The following is a 17,321-nucleotide window of genomic DNA, read 5'->3' on the forward strand; positions in this document are numbered from 1 at the left end:
CTACCTTCACTCCTTTGCTAATTGTGTGACCGAAGACATGACCTCTTCTAAGTCGACCGGTTCATCCGGTGTCTTCGCCATAGACGAAATCGCCCGTACTTTATTCTCACGGTCCAAAATGAACATTTGTGTTCCGTGTGTCACTAAGCCACTCTCGGCCTTTGAGTAATAGAAGTTCAACTGACGAGTCAGACGATCGATGACGACTGGATCTCCCGTCAATACTTTCCAGCCCTTAGCATCTGCTTCAAAGTTCGAAGCATACTTCTTCAAGACTGTTGGTGTATCGACTTTTGGATCAACTGTCACTGCGACGAGTTCGACGTCACTTCCATACAATTCTTCACTCCGAAGCTTCTTCTCAAGCTTACGGTAATCATTTAATGTCAACGGACAGATATCAGGACAGTTCGAGTAGAAGAACGTCAATACTTTGACTTTTCCATCTTCCGAATTGAATGATTTTCCGTCTACAGCATTCGTTAATTCAAATGGCGTCGGTTCAGCGATGACAGGTAACTTTTCTTTCATGAAGAAATAATAATATCCCCCGGCTGCCGCAACTAAGATGAGGACGACGGCAGCGACCGTCAAGTAACTATTCTTTTTCAAGTTGGCTCCCCCTTAATGACTCCAGATCGCCCGGAATACGTTCGTCGTCTCACCTGGATCGTAGACGACATATAATAAGCAGTACACGATCACACCGGTAATGGCTGTCAAAAACCAAACGATCGAGGCAACCGGTCCGATTTTACGGTGACGTGCAAAGTTCTTCTTATACGCATGATAGAGTGCCATCAAACCGAGCACCCCACCAGATGTCGCAAGAAGGATGTGGAAGATCAAGAATCCTGTGTAATAGGCTTTGACGGATTCCGGACCGCCAAAGGCTGTGTTACCAAGCAGAATCGTCCGCAAGGCATACATGATGAAGAATAATAAAGCGAGTGCAGCTGCAATCGTCATCACGGTTTGGTGAGCTTTCATGTTACGACGCGTTTGGGCGATCAAAAACCAGCCAATCGCTACGAAAATCGCACTGATGACAATCAGCGACACACAAATCAACGGCAAATAACTCATGTTCCAACTTCCTCCAATTTAATCCGCTTTTGGTGTGAAGGACATGCCTTCATCCACGGCAGTACTTTTTGAACGGCGCACCCATGTAAAGAAGGTTAATCCGAAGAATAAACCATACACGAGTTCTTGACCGAGCTTCATGAGGACACCACCAAAGCGTTGGTCCTCTAATAAGTCATCTGTCGTTCCGAGCAATCGTTCCAGGTTCAAGCCGCTCAAATCATTGTTCGGCATACAGTAAGCGAGTACTTTCGCGAACGTCGCCGGATCCTGATACGCTTGATACTGAAAACTTTGACTGAAGATCATGAAGGCACAGGCTGGTGTCAACAACACACCATTCGCTACGATGTACACCATCTTCTTTAGGTCAGAAAGGCTGTCCGCCTCATTGACCGGTGCAATGATCGGATACCACATCGTCATACTCAAGAAAATCAATGTTCCATGGAACAGACGGTGAACGGTATAGTTCGTTAAGACATAATCAAAAATAAATGGCATGTGATAGAACGTAAACAAGGCATTAAAGACGACAAGTGCAATCAGCGGCTTGATGAAGAAGCGAAGAATCCTCCCAAGATACGGTGCATCGAACAAGCGCTTATAAAGCCACTCTGGTATCGCAATCAACAAGAGCGGCGGTGCGACCATATAGACGAATACCATCTGCAGCATGTGTGCTGAGAACGTGATATGCGCTAGCAGGTCTAACGGACTTCCAAAACCGATGTAAAAAACGATCAATGCTGCGAGCATCGAAAACTTTTGCCCAAGCGTTGTTTCCGGCTCATCCGGACGACGCAACTTTTCTGTCACGACAGCATATAGGATATACAATCCAACGAGTATCAACGCATAATACGGACTCCATAAGACAGTCCAGTCGAATTGCGAAAGTGCTCCCCTTAAATTGCCTAACATATTTTTTCACCCCGTTCCTTTCTCTTACAAACTAAGATTACCGTTCCCCTATTTCATTGTAAAGGTTTCTCATAAAACGATTCCAAAATAAAAGACCATCCTGCTAAACGTTAGCAGAATGGTCACATTTCTTACCAGATCAACAGACGGAGTGTCGCAACGATCGTCAAGGCGACGAAAATGCCAAGACCCATCATGACTTTGATCCATGTGTTGCCTTTGTTGTTCATATGCATGAACATGTAAAGCTGAAGGTAAACCTGAACGATTGCCATGATGATCAAGAAACCACCGGCTGCCCAGTGCGGCATGAGATCAGCCATGACAGCACCGAAAGCGATGAGCGTCAAGAAAATCATGAGTGCGAAACTGATGAGCTGCAGTTGTGTCTCACGACCACGTTCTGCTTTCATCTCAAGCTCGATTTGATTGCGCGTAAGTTGCGGTTCGTGTTTTTCCATCTTATTTCACCATCCCCATGAGGTAGACGACTGAGAAGATAAAGACCCAGACGACGTCAATGAAGTGCCAGTAAAGACTTGAAACATAGTACTTCGGCGCATTCACGACCGTGATGCCACGGTTCCAGTTCCGGATGAGCAATGTCGAGATCCAGAGAAGACCGAACAAGACGTGCGCACCGTGGAACCCGACGAGTGTATAGAAGGCAGAACCAAATGCACTCGACGTGAACGTATGACCGATGTGGTAGTAGTGATTGAACTCATAGATCTCACCCGCTAAGAATGCTAGTCCAAGAACAAGTGTGATAATCAACCACATTTTCATCTTCTTCACATCATTACGTTTCATCGCCATCATCGCAAGAACACTTGTTAATGAACTTGTGAGAAGAAGCATCGTCATGATGAAGACGAGACCCATTTCAAAGATGTCATAACTGCGTAATCCTTCTTTTGCACCGGAGTTATGAAGTCCGATGTATGTTCCGAAGAGAGAGGCGAACAAAGTCGTCTCTCCTCCAAGGAAGAACCAGAAGGCTACATATTTATTCTTACCCTCAAGTGTTGCTTTTTCAACATGATCCGGAATACCCGTGATCGGGTTATTCGGTACTGAATGATGACCCATCTTACTTCGCCTCCTTTTCTGCTTCAAGGCGTAGATCTTCTTCGACGACTGATTTCGGGATGTAGTATCCTTCATCGTCAATCCAAGAACGGAAGAACATCGCGATCAATGTCATCGCAAGACCAATCAAGGCAACGACGAGACCAACAGTTCCATAGTCTAGGCGAAGAATGAATCCGAGACCTGCAAGGAATAGACCGACTGACATGACGAATGGCAAGATCGTGTTATTCGGCATATGAATATCGCCGACTTCTTCCGATACAGAAACTGTTTTGTTCCCCGCCATTTTTTCGAGCCAATACGTATCCAAACCTTTGACGAGTGGAATTTGAGCGAAGTTATACTCTGGAGTTGGAACCGGAAGTGTCCACTCAAGTGTACGTCCATCTCCCCAAACGTCGCGTTTCACATATTCTTTTGACATCAATGCTGCTGCAATCGAGATGACGAGAACGATCGTCGATACACCCATGAATGCTGCACCAATTGATGAAAGTAAGTTCATTGTTTCCCAGCCTTGGTTTGGCAAGTACGTGAAGACACGACGTGGCATACCTGTAAGACCGAGGATGTGTTGTGGGAAGAACGTCAAGTGGAAGCCGATGAAGAACAACCAGAATTGAATTTTTCCCCAGAACTCGTTGAGCTGTTTCCCGAACATAAGTGGGAACCAGTAGTACAGACCTGCGAAGAGACCGAAGACTACCCCACCAACGATAACGTAGTGGAAGTGAGCGACTACGAAGTAACTGTCATGGTACTGATAATCGGCAGGTGCTACTGAAAGCATGACCCCTGTCATACCACCAACAAGGAATGATGGAATGAACGCGACCGAATAAAGCATCGCGACTGGGAACGTCAACTTACCGCCCCACAGCGTAAAGAGCCAGTTGAAGATCTTGACCCCTGTCGGTACAGCAATCGCCATTGTTGCTACGGCGAAGATCGCGTTTGCGACCGGACCGAGACCAACTGTGAACATGTGGTGGACCCATACCATGAATCCGAGGAAACCGATCAACATTGTCGCAAAGACCATCGTCGTGTAACCGAAGAGACGCTTACGAGCAAATGTAGGAATGATTTCAGAGAAAATACCGAATGCCGGTAAGATCAAGATATAAACTTCTGGGTGACCGAAGATCCAGAAGAGGTGTTCCCAGATGACGATATTCCCGCCCGCTGCCGGGTCAAAGAAGTGCGCTCCGAAGAGTCGCTCGAACGTCAAGAGGAACAATCCAACCGTAAGTGGTGGGAATGCGAAAACGATCAAGGCAGAAGCAACGAATGCTGTCCATGTGAAGAGCGGCATCCGCATCAGTTTCATACCTGGTGCACGCATGTTCAAAATCGTAACGAGGAAGTTAATCCCCCCCATAAGTGTACCGAAACCAGAAATCTGAAGACCTAAAGCGTAGAAATCTACACCAAGAGATTCAGGAACTGTAGAAAGTGGTGCGTACGCTGTCCATCCTGCGTTCGGTGCAGCGCCGAAGAACCAAGAGAGGTTCAGTAAGACTCCACCGAAGAAGAACAACCAAAATCCAAGTGCGTTCAAGAATGGGAACGCAACGTCACGTGCCCCGATTTGAAGCGGTACTGCAGCGTTCATGTATCCAATCAACATCGGCATCGCTGCCAAGAAGATCATCGTCGTACCGTGCATCGTGATCAATTGGTTAAAGAGTTCACCGCTGACGAAATCGTTCATCGGTTTAATCAATTGAAAACGAATCATTAGGGCTTCTACGCCACCGACCAGAAGGAAGAACAATCCAGACATGATGTAGAGAATCCCGATTTTCTTATGGTCGACTGTCGTTAGCCAGTCCATGATGCCGCTTTTTTTCTGCGGCATACCCATAGTATGTGTCCCCACTATGATTCCCCCTTAAAAAATTATTGGAGCTTTTTGTCCAATAGATAATCTGCCAATTCGCTCAATTCTTCATCGCTGATCTGATCTTCAGAGAATCCAGGCATTTTCGTACCTTGTTTCTCTTTTTGAGGATCGCGAATCCATTTTTCGAGGTTCTCTTTATCATGATCGAGGTAACCCGCGATACGTTGACGGTCACCGAAGTTCGTCAAGCTAGGTGCGACTTTTCCGCCACCATGACAGCTGAGACAGTTCTGAGCATAGACTTTCTCGCCAGTCGTCCAGTTCTTTTCATTCTTTTTGTCGAGCTGTTTCGTTTCTGCTTCTTTTGCAGATTTCATGTCTTTCAACCACTGATCGTAGTCATCCTGTTCCATCGCAACGACTTTAAAGTCCATCAATGCGTGGGAAGGACCACACAACTCAGCACATTTACCGTAGTAAGTGCCTGCTTCTTTTGCTTGTAACCACATTTCGTTCTCAAGACCTGGGTTCGTATCTGTTTTACCAGAAAGAGCTGGTACCCAGAATGAGTGAATGACGTCTTTAGACGTCAAGTTAACAGCAACACGTTTACCGACTGGGATGACGAGTTCTTGTCCTGTCGAAACACCTTTGTCTGGGTATTCGAACTCCCACCAGTAGAGATTTGCTGTAACGTTGATTTGTTCGTTTTTCTTCGCTTCTTTTGCATCTGCAAGTTCAACCGTTGTTTTGATCGTCGGAATTGCAAGAACGATCAAGAGAAGAATCGGAATGACTGTCCAGATGATTTCAAGCGTATGGTTCCCTTCGACTTGCTTCGGAACCGTGTTATCACCTGATTTACGACGGAATTTCATAAGTACGTAAATATAAATGACGGCTACGATCGCAAGGACGAACAACATGACCCACAAGCTAAGCTTGATGATCTCAAGTTGCATCTCAGCGCCTTCTCCGCGAGGCTGTAGCGCAGACAATTCCGGAATTCCACAACCTGATAACATGAGTGCCATCAAGCCGATTGGAAGAAGCCGGAAGAGCATTTTTACTGATTTTTTCACAACCATCCCCACTTTCTTTGTCCCCAATTTTGTCTTTCGTAATGGTGTACGTGAATTATGTCAAATCGTTTTAGAGAGAAACGAGTACGACCGTCACGATCCAAGCCGTGAAATAAAAGAGTGAGAAGAAGAACATCTTCGACGCCCATTTGATTTCGGCTTGTTCATCTTGGATCTTCAGACCTTTCAGTCCCATATAGAGCCAATATCCACCGAGCAATGCCATGACGATCATGTAGATGATGCCATAGTGTGCTAAGAGGAGTGATGATGGAATGAGTACTGCAATCCACCATACAATTTGTCGTTTCGTGATCGCGAATCCGTTTACGACAGGTAACATCGGGATACCTGCTGCCCGATACTCCTCTGTCCGTCGCATCGCGAGTGCAAGGAAATGTGGTGGTTGCCACACGAACATGATGAGGAATAAAATCCACGCATCAATGTGAAGCGTCGGAGTGACTGCCGCAAATCCAATGATTGGTGGCACAGCTCCTGAAATACCACCTACGACTGTATTGATCGTGTGCGTCCGCTTTAACCACATCGTATAAATCACGACGTAAACGAATGATCCGATCAATCCGAACACTGCCGCCACATGGTTGACGATCAACAACAATACCGTACCGGTCGCAAGAATACCGAGTCCTAGTGCGAGTATCCGTTGTCCATCCATCTTCCCAGTAACGCTTGGTCTTCCCATCGTCCGTTCCATCTTGTAATCGATGTCCCGGTCAATGTAGTTATTTAGGTAGCAACTTCCGGCAATGACCAATCCACTCCCGAGAAGCGTCCACAGTAACATCCACTTGGTTTGCCATAGATACAACAGGACATCATCCGTTATGTACGATGCCGCTACGACATACCCTGCGAAGACCGTAATCAGATCGGCACGGACAATCCCCATTTTTGCTAGGGTAATATAGTCCTTGAATGTGGGCTGATCTGCTTGCTCAATCGCCATATCCAGTGCCTCTCCAGTAACTTTCGCCATGCTGTTCCCTCCTTTTCACCGTCTGCTTCCGTTTAGCACCTAAGCTTCACGTAATTTCTTCACAGAAATAACACAGACATGCCACGAAACGCCCTTTTCTCTATAAAAGATACCACATATTCAGGACCGTGACGTATGAAAATACTTTCGACATAATGAACAAAATGTGAAATCTATGTGATTTTCATCACAGTTCACCATATTTACCTAATACTAGAATAGCGTTGTTCTAAAAGATTGCAACCCTTTCAGTACTTTTTGTGCGATACTAGTCCTATGGAAATCCATGTATTTCGTATTTTTTTAGAAAGGTGGTGTCCAAATCTTGAATCGAAAGCTTTCGATGTTTTCAGCCTTCGTCACGTTTACGATGATGATCGTCTTGCTGATGGGTGGGACAGTCACAAAAACGGATTCTGGCGATGGTTGCGGAACGGATTGGCCACTCTGTCATGGGGAACTCATTCCGACGAACCCAAGTGTTGAAACGATGATTGAATATAGCCACCGTGCTGTAACTGGAGTCGTTGGACTCTTAATCATCGCCTTATGTCTCTGGACGCTCGTTGCCTTCAAGGATCGACTCGATACGAAGATCTTCGCGTTTCTCGCCTTCATCTTCATGTTGATTCAATCGATCGTCGGCGCTGGTGCTGTCGTTTGGCAACAATCGGACCTCGTCATGGCGTTACATTTCGGTATCTCCTTGATTTCCTTTGCTTCGCTGTTGATTTTGACGTTGTTGATCATGGAGCGTCCGGGTCAGGAATTCAGGGAATCGGTCCCAGCATTCTTACGGAAACTCTTATACGCTCTACTCATCTATACGCTAATCGTCGTATATACCGGTGCTTACGTACGCCACGTCGGCGCTACATATGCTTGCGTTGGTTGGCCTGTCTGTTCTCAACCGTCAATGACGTTCGAAGCTTGGGTGCAGATGATTCACCGGATCATGGCAGGACTATTGTTCCTGTTCACCTTATTCGTCCATGTCGTTGCGATTCGCTTAAAACACCGGACGACAACGATTGGTATGGCGTTCGCGACGTTCTTCATCTCGTGCCAAGTCGCCACTGGGGCTTGGATCGTTCTTGGTGGACATGCAACGTATGTCCCGTTACTCCATGCTTTCTTGATCACATGTTACTTCGGTGTCTTATCTTACTTGACGTACCATGCATTCCGAACGCGCAAGGCAAACAGTCGTCTTCAATAAGATCGTAAAAAAGGATGTTCCTCGCTTGAGGGACATCCTTTTTTCATTATTTGAATCGAGCAATCGCACGCTTTCGTGCTTCGTCGTGTGCGACGATTGGTTCTGGATAGCCATAATCCTTGCGTTGCTCAGCAGTCGGTTCATGAATATACTGCTTTGATAAATCCTTGATTTCCGTAACATACTTTCGAATGAACTCGCCATCCTTATCGAACTTCTTCGATTGAGTCGTCGGATTGAAGACGCGGAAGTACGGAACGGCATCCGTTCCGACTGATGCAGCCCATTGCCAACCCCCGATGTTTGATGCCGCTTCGTAATCAACGAGTTTCTGCTGGAAATACTGTTCGCCTTTCTGCCAATCGACTAACAGGTCTTTTGTCAGGAAAGAAGCGACGATCATCCGTAGACGATTATGCATCCACCCCGTTTGATTCAATTGTCGCATCGCCGCATCAACGATTGGATAGCCCGTCTTGCCTTCACACCACGCTTTGAAGCCCTCTTCATCTTTCTCCCATTCGATTTCCCGATATTGCGTATTGACGGCTTGTCGTTTTGATTCCGGGAAATGCATTAAAATCATGTAATAGAATTCACGCCAGATGAGTTCCGTGATGAAGGTCTGTTTTCCTTTTGATTCTTTTGCCTCCTGAACAGCCGCATAGACCGTTCGAATACCGATTTCTCCAGTCCGTAAGTAGCGGGAGAGTAAGCTTGTACCGTCAACAGCAGGAAGATCACGGTTCTCTTCGTAACCTTCAAGCGATTGTTCGATGAATTTCTTCAAGCGTTGTTTCGCCTGCTTTTCACCAGGATGGAAGACGGCTTCCGACTCTGCCTTTTTAAAATATGCGTCGATGAAACTATTATCGTGCTGACGCTTTTGATAATGATCCCGTAGCGTTTGCCACTTGACTTCATATGGTGCAGGAATGTCTTTTTTCATGAATGCATTCTTATATGGCGTGAATACTTTATAGAACTTTCCATCTTGCTTTTTAATGTCATGCGGGTGAAGAAGATGTCGGTCTAGTAGTCGCTCCGTCTGACGATCTTTACGCTTTTTAATGATTTTTTCATCTCGCGTCTTAAATGGTTCGACATATTCCGCATTAAATAACAAGATGTCCGCATCTTCGGTTGCATCTAAGAACGCCTGTTCATCCCCTTCGATGAAACGGATTGGCATCTCTTTCTCTTTGCAGGCATCAGAAAATATTTCGAGCGCTTGGAAGAAATATTGTTGGCGTGCTTCATATTCTCCGATGTAATCCGGATTGAGCCAAAAGACGAATTCGACCGTCGCCTTCGGATTTTCTTTTAGTAATTCAACAGCACGTGCCAACATGTGATTATCTTGTAATCGAAAATCACTTCGTACCCAACAAATAATGTTCAATCGTATCCTCTCCCACTACGTATTGAATGAAAAACAGGCAGCCCGCCGAGCGTGCGCCTGTTTTTCGTTGTGACCCTTATACGAATTCAATCAGTAAGTCTTGACTCGCGATTGCTTCGCCTTCCTTGACGTGGACGGCTTTAATTTCACCGTCTTCCGGTGCTTGGATCGTCGTTTCCATCTTCATCGCTTCCGTGACGAGGAGTTGCTCTCCTTTACGGACACGTGTACCTGTCTCGACGAGTACCTTCAGCACGCTACCCGGCATGGATGCACCGATTTGTTTCGCGTTGCTTCGATCTGCTTTTGGACGACTTGATGAACTTTCCTTGATACTGATGTCTTTGACTTCGACTTCACGAGGCACACCGTTCATCTCGTAATAGATCGTCCGCATACCATGGTCGTCTGGCTGACCGATTTGAATCAACTTGAGGTAGAGTGTCTTGCCTCGTTCGATTTCAACCTCGATCGTCTCACCTAAACGCATTCCATGGAAGAATGTATTCGTATCAAGAACAGAAATGTCACCATATCGCGCGACGTACGAACTGTAATCCATGAAGACTTTTGGATAGAGCGCGTAAGCGAGTGCATCAAACTCCGTGACTGGACGTTCAAGTTTTTCGAACAACTCATGTTTGACCGCATCGAAGTTGAGTGGTTCCATCATCTTACCTGGGCGTTCTGTCAGCGGAGCAGCTCCCTTGAGAATAGCCTGTTGAACGTCTTGCGGGAAACCATCTGGTGGTGTTCCGAGCTCCCCTTTCATCAGTTCGACGACTGAATCCGGGAAATCAAGTCCACTTGCGCGTTGCAAGACATCTTCTTCTGTCAGATGATGTTGAACCATGAAGAGTGCCATGTCTCCGACGACTTTCGACGATGGTGTGACCTTGACGATATCTCCAAACAGCATATTGACACGCGCATACATCTCTTTGACTTCAGACCAACGATCCGCAAGTCCAACTGCTTTTGCTTGTTGCTGTAAGTTCGAGTATTGTCCACCTGGCATCTCGTGATCATAGACCGTTGGATTCGGTGCGATCATATCGAGTTCGAATGCTTGGTACAGATGACGCACATCCTGCCAATAATCCGAAATCTGTTCAAACTTCTGTGCTGAGACGAGCGGTTGACGTGGATGACCACTTAAGGCATGAATCAAGCTCCCACCCGCTGGCTGACTTGTCAGTCCTGACATGCTTGATGCCGCAACGTCGACGACGTCGACACCTGCATCGATCGCACGCGCATACGTGTAAATCCCGTTCCCACTCGCATCGTGTGTGTGGAGATGGATTGGTAACGATACCGCATCTTTAAGTGCTGATACGAGCGCATAGGCTGCTTCCGGTTTCAAGAGACCCGCCATATCCTTGATCGCAATGATATGAGCGCCGCTTTCTTCCAGTTGTTTCGCCAGATTGACGTAATACGGCAGGTGGTATTTTGGTCGATTCGCATCGAATAAATCCCCTGTATAACAGACTGCTGCTTCCGCGATTTTACCTGTCGGCAAGACCGCATCGATTGCGAGTTGAATCGACTCCGGGTTGTTCAAGCTATCGAAGATTCGGAAGACATCGACTCCTGCTTGCGCCGCTTCCTTGACGAACGTGTGGATGACGTTGTCCGGATAGTTTTTGTAACCAACGCCGTTCGCACCACGAAGCAACATTTGAATGAGGACGTTCGGCATCTTTTCACGCAATTTCATCAGACGAACCCATGGATCCTCCGATAAGAATCGGTAGGCGACATCAAATGTCGCGCCTCCCCATGCTTCGACAGAGAACAATTCAGGTAGCAGTTTCGCTTCCGCCTCTGCAATCGCGACGAGATCCTTCGTCCGCATCCGCGTCGCAAGGAGCGACTGATGGGCGTCACGGAATGTCGTATCTGTCAACAAAACGTTTTCCTGAGCTGCCAACCATTTTGCGACGGCTTCCGGACCTTCCGCGTCGAGAATCGCTTTGGCACCTGGTGTATAGTCTGTCGGGAGATTTTTTGGAATCCGGACGTCACGCGCAAGCGGCTTGTCCAATTTTCCGATTCCCGGGAATCCATTGACGGAAACCTCTCCGATGTACGTCAATAGTTTCGTTCCCCGGTCTTGACGTTTCGGGAATATGAATAATTCTTGTGTATCATCAATGAACGATGTGTTGTAATCCCCGCTGACGAACGCATGGTGTTTCAAGACGTTGCTTAAGAATGGAATATTCGTCTTGATCCCACGGATACGGAATTCACTTAAGTTTCGACGCATCTTCGCGACAGCTTGATCGTACGTCAAACCGTGCGTCGAGATTTTAACGAGCAGTGAGTCATAATATGGTGAAATTTCTGCTCCGACATAAGCGTTCCCACCATCAAGACGTACACCAAAACCACCTGGTGAACGATACGCTTTAATTTTTCCTGTATCCGGCAAGAAGCCATTCTCTGGGTCTTCTGACGTAATTCGGCTTTGGATTGCAAACCCAAGCATCTTAATGTCTTCTTGTTGCGGAATACCAACGAGGTCGCTATGTAACGATTCGCCTTCAGCAACACGAATTTGCGTCTGGACGATATCAACGCCTGTGATCATCTCCGTAATCGTGTGCTCGACTTGGACACGTGGGTTGACCTCGATGAAATAGAACGATTCATCTTGTGTCACGAGAAATTCGACCGTACCCGCATTTTCGTATCCGACATGTTTCATCAACGTGACGGCTGCGTCACAAATCTTTTGTCGCCCTTCGTCTGATAGCGTGACACATGGTGCCACTTCGACTACTTTTTGGTGACGACGCTGTACGGAACAATCACGTTCAAACAAATGAATGATGTTCCCATGGGCATCACCGATGATTTGAACTTCAATATGTTTTGGTCGTTCGATTAATTTTTCGACGTAAATCTCATCCGAACCGAACGCTTTCAAGGCTTCAGATTTCGCACGTTCAATCATGTCTGGAAGCTCTTCTTCTGTCCGGACGACACGCATACCGCGTCCACCACCGCCAAGCGATGCCTTGACCATGAGTGGATAGCCTGCTTCTTTTGCGAACGCATACGCTTCATCAATGGATGAGATCGGACCATCCGTTCCTGGAATGACAGGAAGACCAGCTTCAATCGCCGTCGTCCGTGCCCGTACTTTATCCCCGAATTTATACAGGTGCTCTTCTTGCGGTCCGATGAAGATGATGCCTTCTTCACGGCAACGTTTGGCTAGCTCAATATTCTCAGAGAGGAATCCATAACCAGGATGGATCGCATCACATTCGGCTTTTTTTCGCTGTTGCAATGATATCTTCAATGTCGAGATAGGCTTCGATCGGTTTTTTTCCTTCTCCGATCCGGTACGCTTCATCGGCTTTATAGCGATGAAGAGAACCCATGTCCTCTCGCGAATAAATGGCAACGGTACGAATACCGAGTTCTGTCGCTGCACGGAAAACGCGAATCGCGATTTCCCCGCGGTTTGCTACGAGAATCTTCTGGATTTTAGTCAACTGATGCTCCCCCTTTAGTTAATGAGCTCGTGGCACTCATCGAACGTGCAGTCTGCACTTCTTTATGATACGCCATCCGATATTTGTTTTGCATGGAAATGTTCGCCATCACACCAAGCATCGTACTCATGACAAGTAACGATGATCCACCGTAACTGATGAATGGCAAGGTAACGCCTGTACCTGGAAACAGGCCAGACATCGCCGCGATATTGATACATGTCTGGATGAAGATGATACCCGAAATACCGAGCGCGAGCATACTCGAGTACAGTGAGACACACCGATTAGCGATGATTGCCCCTTGAATCATCAAGAAGAACAATAGACCAAGCACGACGAGAACACCCACGAATCCAAGCTCCTCTGAGATGATCGACATGATGTAGTCGGTTTCAGGCTCTGGCAGATAACCATACTTTTGAAAACTATTTCCAAGACCTACTCCGAATAATCCCCCGTGGGCAATTGATATGACGGAGTTGATAAGCTGATATCCCTTACCTTCTGCATCAAGGAAGGGATTCAAACTTGCTTGAATCCGTTGCATCTGATTATCCGAAAAATTATTCCATGCGTACAAGAAGATAATTGGTACGGTGACGACACATAACATGATGTAACCACTCGGCAATCCAACTGCGAATAAAATCATCGCTGTGATGAGTAACAGAATGAACAATCCACCGTCATCCGGTTGCATGCGAATGATGATCGCGTAAGGTGCAAGTAATACAATCATCGGAATCAAGATCCAGTCCGAGAAACTAAGTAAAATTCGTCTTCCTGGAGACGTCGCTGGAATTTGACGATGGATGAAGTGATGGACGATCCCAATCACGCCATCCATTTTCCCTTTGTGCTTTTGATCAAAATAACTCGCAAGTCCGACGACGAGCACAAATTTACAAAGCTCGATTGGTTGAATCAAGAAGATACCGAAGTTCAACCATGCGCGAGCCCCGTTTAGTGGTGCCGAAAACAGCGTCGCCATCAACATCAACCATGTAATCGCGTACAAGAGTAAACGAATCACTGGTCCACGGAACACCTCATGGTTTATTTGCGAAACGAAAAGGAACAATACGATAGCCATCGCATCAAACATCAACTGCTTCTCAAAGAAGGACGTATTCGCATAATCTCCACCGTTCCACACGCTCGCACTATAAACCATGACCGTACTGATCGCCATGAGGATGAGCATCGTAAAGAAGAGACCATAGTCAAAAAATGCTCGTTTTTCTTTAAACTTCGCTAACATATGTACACGTCCTTTTTTCATTTTCTAAAAAAAAAATACCCAAACGCCGCATTTCACGTTTGAGTAGAAAATCAGCACGTCTCCGCATCATGTAAATCAGATAATTGCTGTTCAAGTGATTCGAGTAATTGTTTCCCCTCACCCGCATCAATCAGTTCAAGACGTACCGCAAAATCAATCTGACGGGATAATCCGAACATTTGTGTATCCAATACTTCCTCGTAAAGAGGACATTGTGGCATCGTTAAATTCGCAAGCTGGACCTCGATCAACCGGCGGATTTTTTGTGCATCCGCTTCTAGTAGCTCAAGAGCGCGCTGGCGATGAACTGTCTCGATTTCAGTTGACAATCCAATCCCTCCTCATCAAATGACGCGTTCCTGTTATAGCTAAACTTTACCTTACTTTCGCCAACAATTCAACGTTTCGGTATAATGGATTTGTTGGACTTACACATTTAGGGGGTAGAACAAATGATTTTTCCGATTAACGGTAAAGTACGGCATCAGTTAACGATTGATCCGACAGTCTGGATCTTTGATGAACGAAAGGTGGCAATCGAGAAAATCGGGCAACCAGCCGACACAAGTGAACAAGAAGCTTACTACGCGAAAATGGGGGCTGCGTGGGATAAAGGTATCATGGAAGGCAGTCGTACGGATCACAATCGTCCGATGACACGTGCTGAAAAAGAAGCCGCGCTTCAAGGGTCATTCGCGATGGCGCTTGCGCCGTTCATCCGGAATGCTGAACTCTTACCGGATGCGATCGCTATTCGTTTTGAAGGCGAAGAAACGGTTGAACTTCCACTTGAGCAACTCGACGAAGTGTATTTGCAGTTCTCACAAGACGGCAAAGTGTTAGCAGATGGACCCGTTCATTTGTTGCACGGACAACGGATCGTCAAATCCGTTCATACGGTTACCGTCATATAAGGAAAACGTGGTGCGCCTGATTAGACGCACCACGTTTTTTCATAGTAAATCGGCTGCGAGGCGCGCCAAGTTCGAGCGCTCCCCTTTGACGAGTTTGACGTGTCCCGTCATCTTCTCATTTTTGAGTCGTTCTACGGCGTAGGATAAACCATTGGAATACTCATCTAGATACGGATGATCAATCTGTTGCGGATCCCCGACTAACACGATTTTCGAGTTTTCACCGACACGTGTCAAAATCGTCTTCACTTCATGTTTCGTTAAATTCTGCGCTTCATCGATGATGATGAATTGCCCCGGCATACTACGTCCCCGGATATACGTTAATGCTTCCAGTTGAATCGTCTTCATTCCAGCGAGAATGTTACCAAGTTCATCTCCTGATCCTGTATTGAAGAGGTGTTCGAGGTTATCGTAGATGGGTTGCATCCACGGACGAAGCTTCTCTTCCATTTCACCCGGCAAGTAGCCGATATCGTTTCCCATCGGTACGACGGGACGAGCAACGACCAATTTTTTATATTTATGCTCGTCTTCTACTTGCAAAAGACCCGCGGCGAGTGCGAGTAACGTTTTCCCGGTACCTGCCTTACCAACGAGTGTTACAAGTGGTACATCGTCACGTAATAACAATTCAAATGCCATTCGTTGTTGGACGTTTCGTGGAATGACGCCCCAAACTTGATCGACATCGATCGAAAGTGCCCGGATAATTGGCAGGTTCTGATCAACGACGGCGATGGCTGAAGCTTTCGACATGTTACTTTTTAAGATGACGAACTCATTCGGTTGCACTTTTTCTGGCAAGACATCAACCGAAAGCCGTTTATCCTGATAAAAGGCATCAATATATTCCTGATCGACAGTCACTTCGATAAATCCTGTATAAAGACCGGTCAGATCAGCGATATGATCCGTCATATAATCTTCAGCGACTAATCCATACGCATCCGCTTTGACGCGGACTAAGATATCTTTTGAGACGAGAATGACATCTCGTGGTGTCGCTTCAGTTTGTTGTTCACGGTGAATCGACCACGCCAGTTCAATAATCTTATTATCGTTTGATTCATGCGTAAACGGCGAACCTTCATGAATAGAATCTCCAATATCGACGCGAAGAATGCCGCCGTTTCCGAGTGGCACTCCCGCATGAAGCTGCCCCGTTTCTCGTAATTGGTCTAAGATGCGAGCTGTTTCTCGTGCATTACGTCCAACTTCATCCATGTTGCGTTTTTTTCCATCCAGTTCTTCTAGTACGATCGCTGGTATGACGACATCATGCTCCTGGAATTGAAAAAGAGAAAGTGGATCGTGAAGCATGACATTGGTATCAAGTACGTATATTTTTTTCATTCCATCGTTCGCCCCTTTAGAGTCGAGTTTGTGATGAATGTTACGCTTTTAGGATGCGATGAACGAGTTGATCTAACCGTTCGGCTGCCTGTTCATCGTATGTTTTTTCAATAGTCGGTCGTTGTGTGACAGCTGCTCCGTAAAACAAGATGTCACGTACCTCCTCAACGCGTCCCTCATAAAAAGCGAGTGGTAACGGAAGGTCTTCTTGTGGCGTAATCGCCTTGACGTCCGTACACGTTAAGCTGTACGTCGACTGATCAGCAAAAAAGATCAACGTGAAGACCGGATGCTCTCGTAATGTTTTAACGAGATGAGAATCTGCTTCGATTGCAAAACGAACCGTTTGCGAATCCGTCGCATGTACCCAACTGATTGCATGTGTGATGGGCCAATGTTTGGATTGATCATGCGTAATCAAAAAAACGAGTGGTAATTGCGATAATGCTTCTAGTTGACCTGAGTTGAGCTGTTGTTCAACTTTATTTGCCATGACATCACCCCCTCTGCGACTTAGTGATGATATTTCGAGATATACTTCTCGTTTCCCTTTTTTACATCTGAATAATCTTCTAATATGATATACTAAGAAAAAAA

The 17,321-nt window shown here is 46.3% G+C and carries 15 protein-coding genes and 1 pseudogene; 2 read left to right on the forward strand and 14 right to left on the reverse strand.

Annotation, left to right across the window (positions count from 1 at the left end; all coding sequences use genetic code 11):
* Positions 1 to 6: 6 nt before the first annotated feature.
* From P401_RS0108880 to cyoE, 8 genes are all read right to left on the reverse strand, one after another.
* Positions 7 to 612 (reverse strand): SCO family protein, encoded by a 606-nt coding sequence (locus tag P401_RS0108880; RefSeq protein WP_029342158.1) that lies wholly within the window; start codon positions 610 to 612, stop codon positions 7 to 9.
* 12 nt (positions 613 to 624) lie between these two features.
* Positions 625 to 1,086, reverse strand: coding sequence for a DUF420 domain-containing protein (locus P401_RS0108885; protein ID WP_023468824.1), 462 nt, complete (start codon positions 1,084 to 1,086; stop codon positions 625 to 627).
* 18 nt (positions 1,087 to 1,104) lie between these two features.
* On the reverse strand, positions 1,105 to 2,010 hold the full coding sequence (gene ctaG, locus P401_RS0108890) for a cytochrome c oxidase assembly factor CtaG (protein WP_029342159.1): 906 nt from the start codon (positions 2,008 to 2,010) through the stop codon (positions 1,105 to 1,107).
* A 131-nt stretch (positions 2,011 to 2,141) separates the two neighbouring features.
* On the reverse strand, positions 2,142 to 2,471 hold the full coding sequence (locus P401_RS0108895; RefSeq protein WP_029342160.1) for a cytochrome C oxidase subunit IV family protein: 330 nt from the start codon (positions 2,469 to 2,471) through the stop codon (positions 2,142 to 2,144).
* A 1-nt stretch (position 2,472) separates the two neighbouring features.
* Positions 2,473 to 3,102: a cytochrome (ubi)quinol oxidase subunit III gene (locus tag P401_RS0108900; RefSeq protein WP_029342161.1), complete on the reverse strand. Its 630-nt coding sequence runs from the start codon at positions 3,100 to 3,102 to the stop codon at positions 2,473 to 2,475.
* Between the two features lies 1 nt (position 3,103).
* Positions 3,104 to 4,972, reverse strand: a complete 1,869-nt coding sequence (gene ctaD, locus P401_RS0108905; RefSeq protein ID WP_029342162.1) for a cytochrome c oxidase subunit I — start codon at positions 4,970 to 4,972, stop codon at positions 3,104 to 3,106.
* 35 nt (positions 4,973 to 5,007) lie between these two features.
* Positions 5,008 to 6,039: a cytochrome c oxidase subunit II gene (coxB, locus tag P401_RS0108910; protein WP_081834728.1), complete on the reverse strand. Its 1,032-nt coding sequence runs from the start codon at positions 6,037 to 6,039 to the stop codon at positions 5,008 to 5,010.
* Between the two features lie 64 nt (positions 6,040 to 6,103).
* Complete coding sequence (cyoE, locus tag P401_RS0108915) at positions 6,104 to 7,036, reverse strand: heme o synthase (protein WP_029342164.1); 933 nt, start codon at positions 7,034 to 7,036, stop codon at positions 6,104 to 6,106.
* A 343-nt stretch (positions 7,037 to 7,379) separates the two neighbouring features.
* Here cyoE and P401_RS0108920 point away from each other — a divergent pair, with 343 nt between their 5' ends.
* Positions 7,380 to 8,255, forward strand: coding sequence for a COX15/CtaA family protein (locus P401_RS0108920; protein WP_034786293.1), 876 nt, complete (start codon positions 7,380 to 7,382; stop codon positions 8,253 to 8,255).
* 46 nt (positions 8,256 to 8,301) lie between these two features.
* On the opposite strand, the gene P401_RS0108925 is transcribed toward P401_RS0108920, so the two are convergent.
* The 4 genes and pseudogenes from P401_RS0108925 to P401_RS0108940 form a co-directional block, all read right to left on the reverse strand.
* The gene (locus P401_RS0108925; protein WP_029342166.1) at positions 8,302 to 9,657 is read right to left on the reverse strand and encodes a cryptochrome/photolyase family protein; all 1,356 of its coding nucleotides are present in this window, start codon (positions 9,655 to 9,657) and stop codon (positions 8,302 to 8,304) included.
* 76 nt (positions 9,658 to 9,733) lie between these two features.
* Positions 9,734 to 13,169 (reverse strand): annotated as a pseudogene (locus P401_RS17695) (pyruvate carboxylase).
* Positions 13,162 to 14,433 (reverse strand): FtsW/RodA/SpoVE family cell cycle protein, encoded by a 1,272-nt coding sequence (locus P401_RS0108935; protein ID WP_029342167.1) that lies wholly within the window; start codon positions 14,431 to 14,433, stop codon positions 13,162 to 13,164. The pseudogene P401_RS17695 and the gene P401_RS0108935 overlap by 8 nt, the downstream one beginning before the upstream one ends.
* 71 nt (positions 14,434 to 14,504) lie before the next feature.
* The gene (locus tag P401_RS0108940; RefSeq protein ID WP_023468835.1) at positions 14,505 to 14,783 is read right to left on the reverse strand and encodes an Fpa/YlaN family protein; all 279 of its coding nucleotides are present in this window, start codon (positions 14,781 to 14,783) and stop codon (positions 14,505 to 14,507) included.
* 123 nt (positions 14,784 to 14,906) lie between these two features.
* Between P401_RS0108940 and P401_RS0108945 the strand changes: the two genes are divergently transcribed.
* The gene (locus P401_RS0108945; protein WP_029342168.1) at positions 14,907 to 15,368 is read left to right on the forward strand and encodes a hypothetical protein; all 462 of its coding nucleotides are present in this window, start codon (positions 14,907 to 14,909) and stop codon (positions 15,366 to 15,368) included.
* Positions 15,369 to 15,407: 39 nt separating this feature from the next.
* Here P401_RS0108945 and P401_RS0108950 read toward each other — a convergent pair whose 3' ends face one another.
* Positions 15,408 to 16,724 carry a PhoH family protein gene (locus tag P401_RS0108950; protein WP_029342169.1) on the reverse strand — a complete coding sequence of 439 codons (1,317 nt, stop codon included), beginning with the start codon at positions 16,722 to 16,724 and terminating at the stop codon, positions 15,408 to 15,410.
* 40 nt (positions 16,725 to 16,764) lie between these two features.
* Positions 16,765 to 17,217 (reverse strand): PNPOx family protein, encoded by a 453-nt coding sequence (locus P401_RS0108955; protein WP_029342170.1) that lies wholly within the window; start codon positions 17,215 to 17,217, stop codon positions 16,765 to 16,767.
* Positions 17,218 to 17,321 lie beyond the last annotated feature (104 nt).

It is taken from the genome of Exiguobacterium acetylicum DSM 20416, from assembly GCF_000702605.1.
GTDB classification, from domain to species: Bacteria; Bacillota; Bacilli; order Exiguobacteriales; family Exiguobacteriaceae; genus Exiguobacterium_A; species Exiguobacterium_A acetylicum.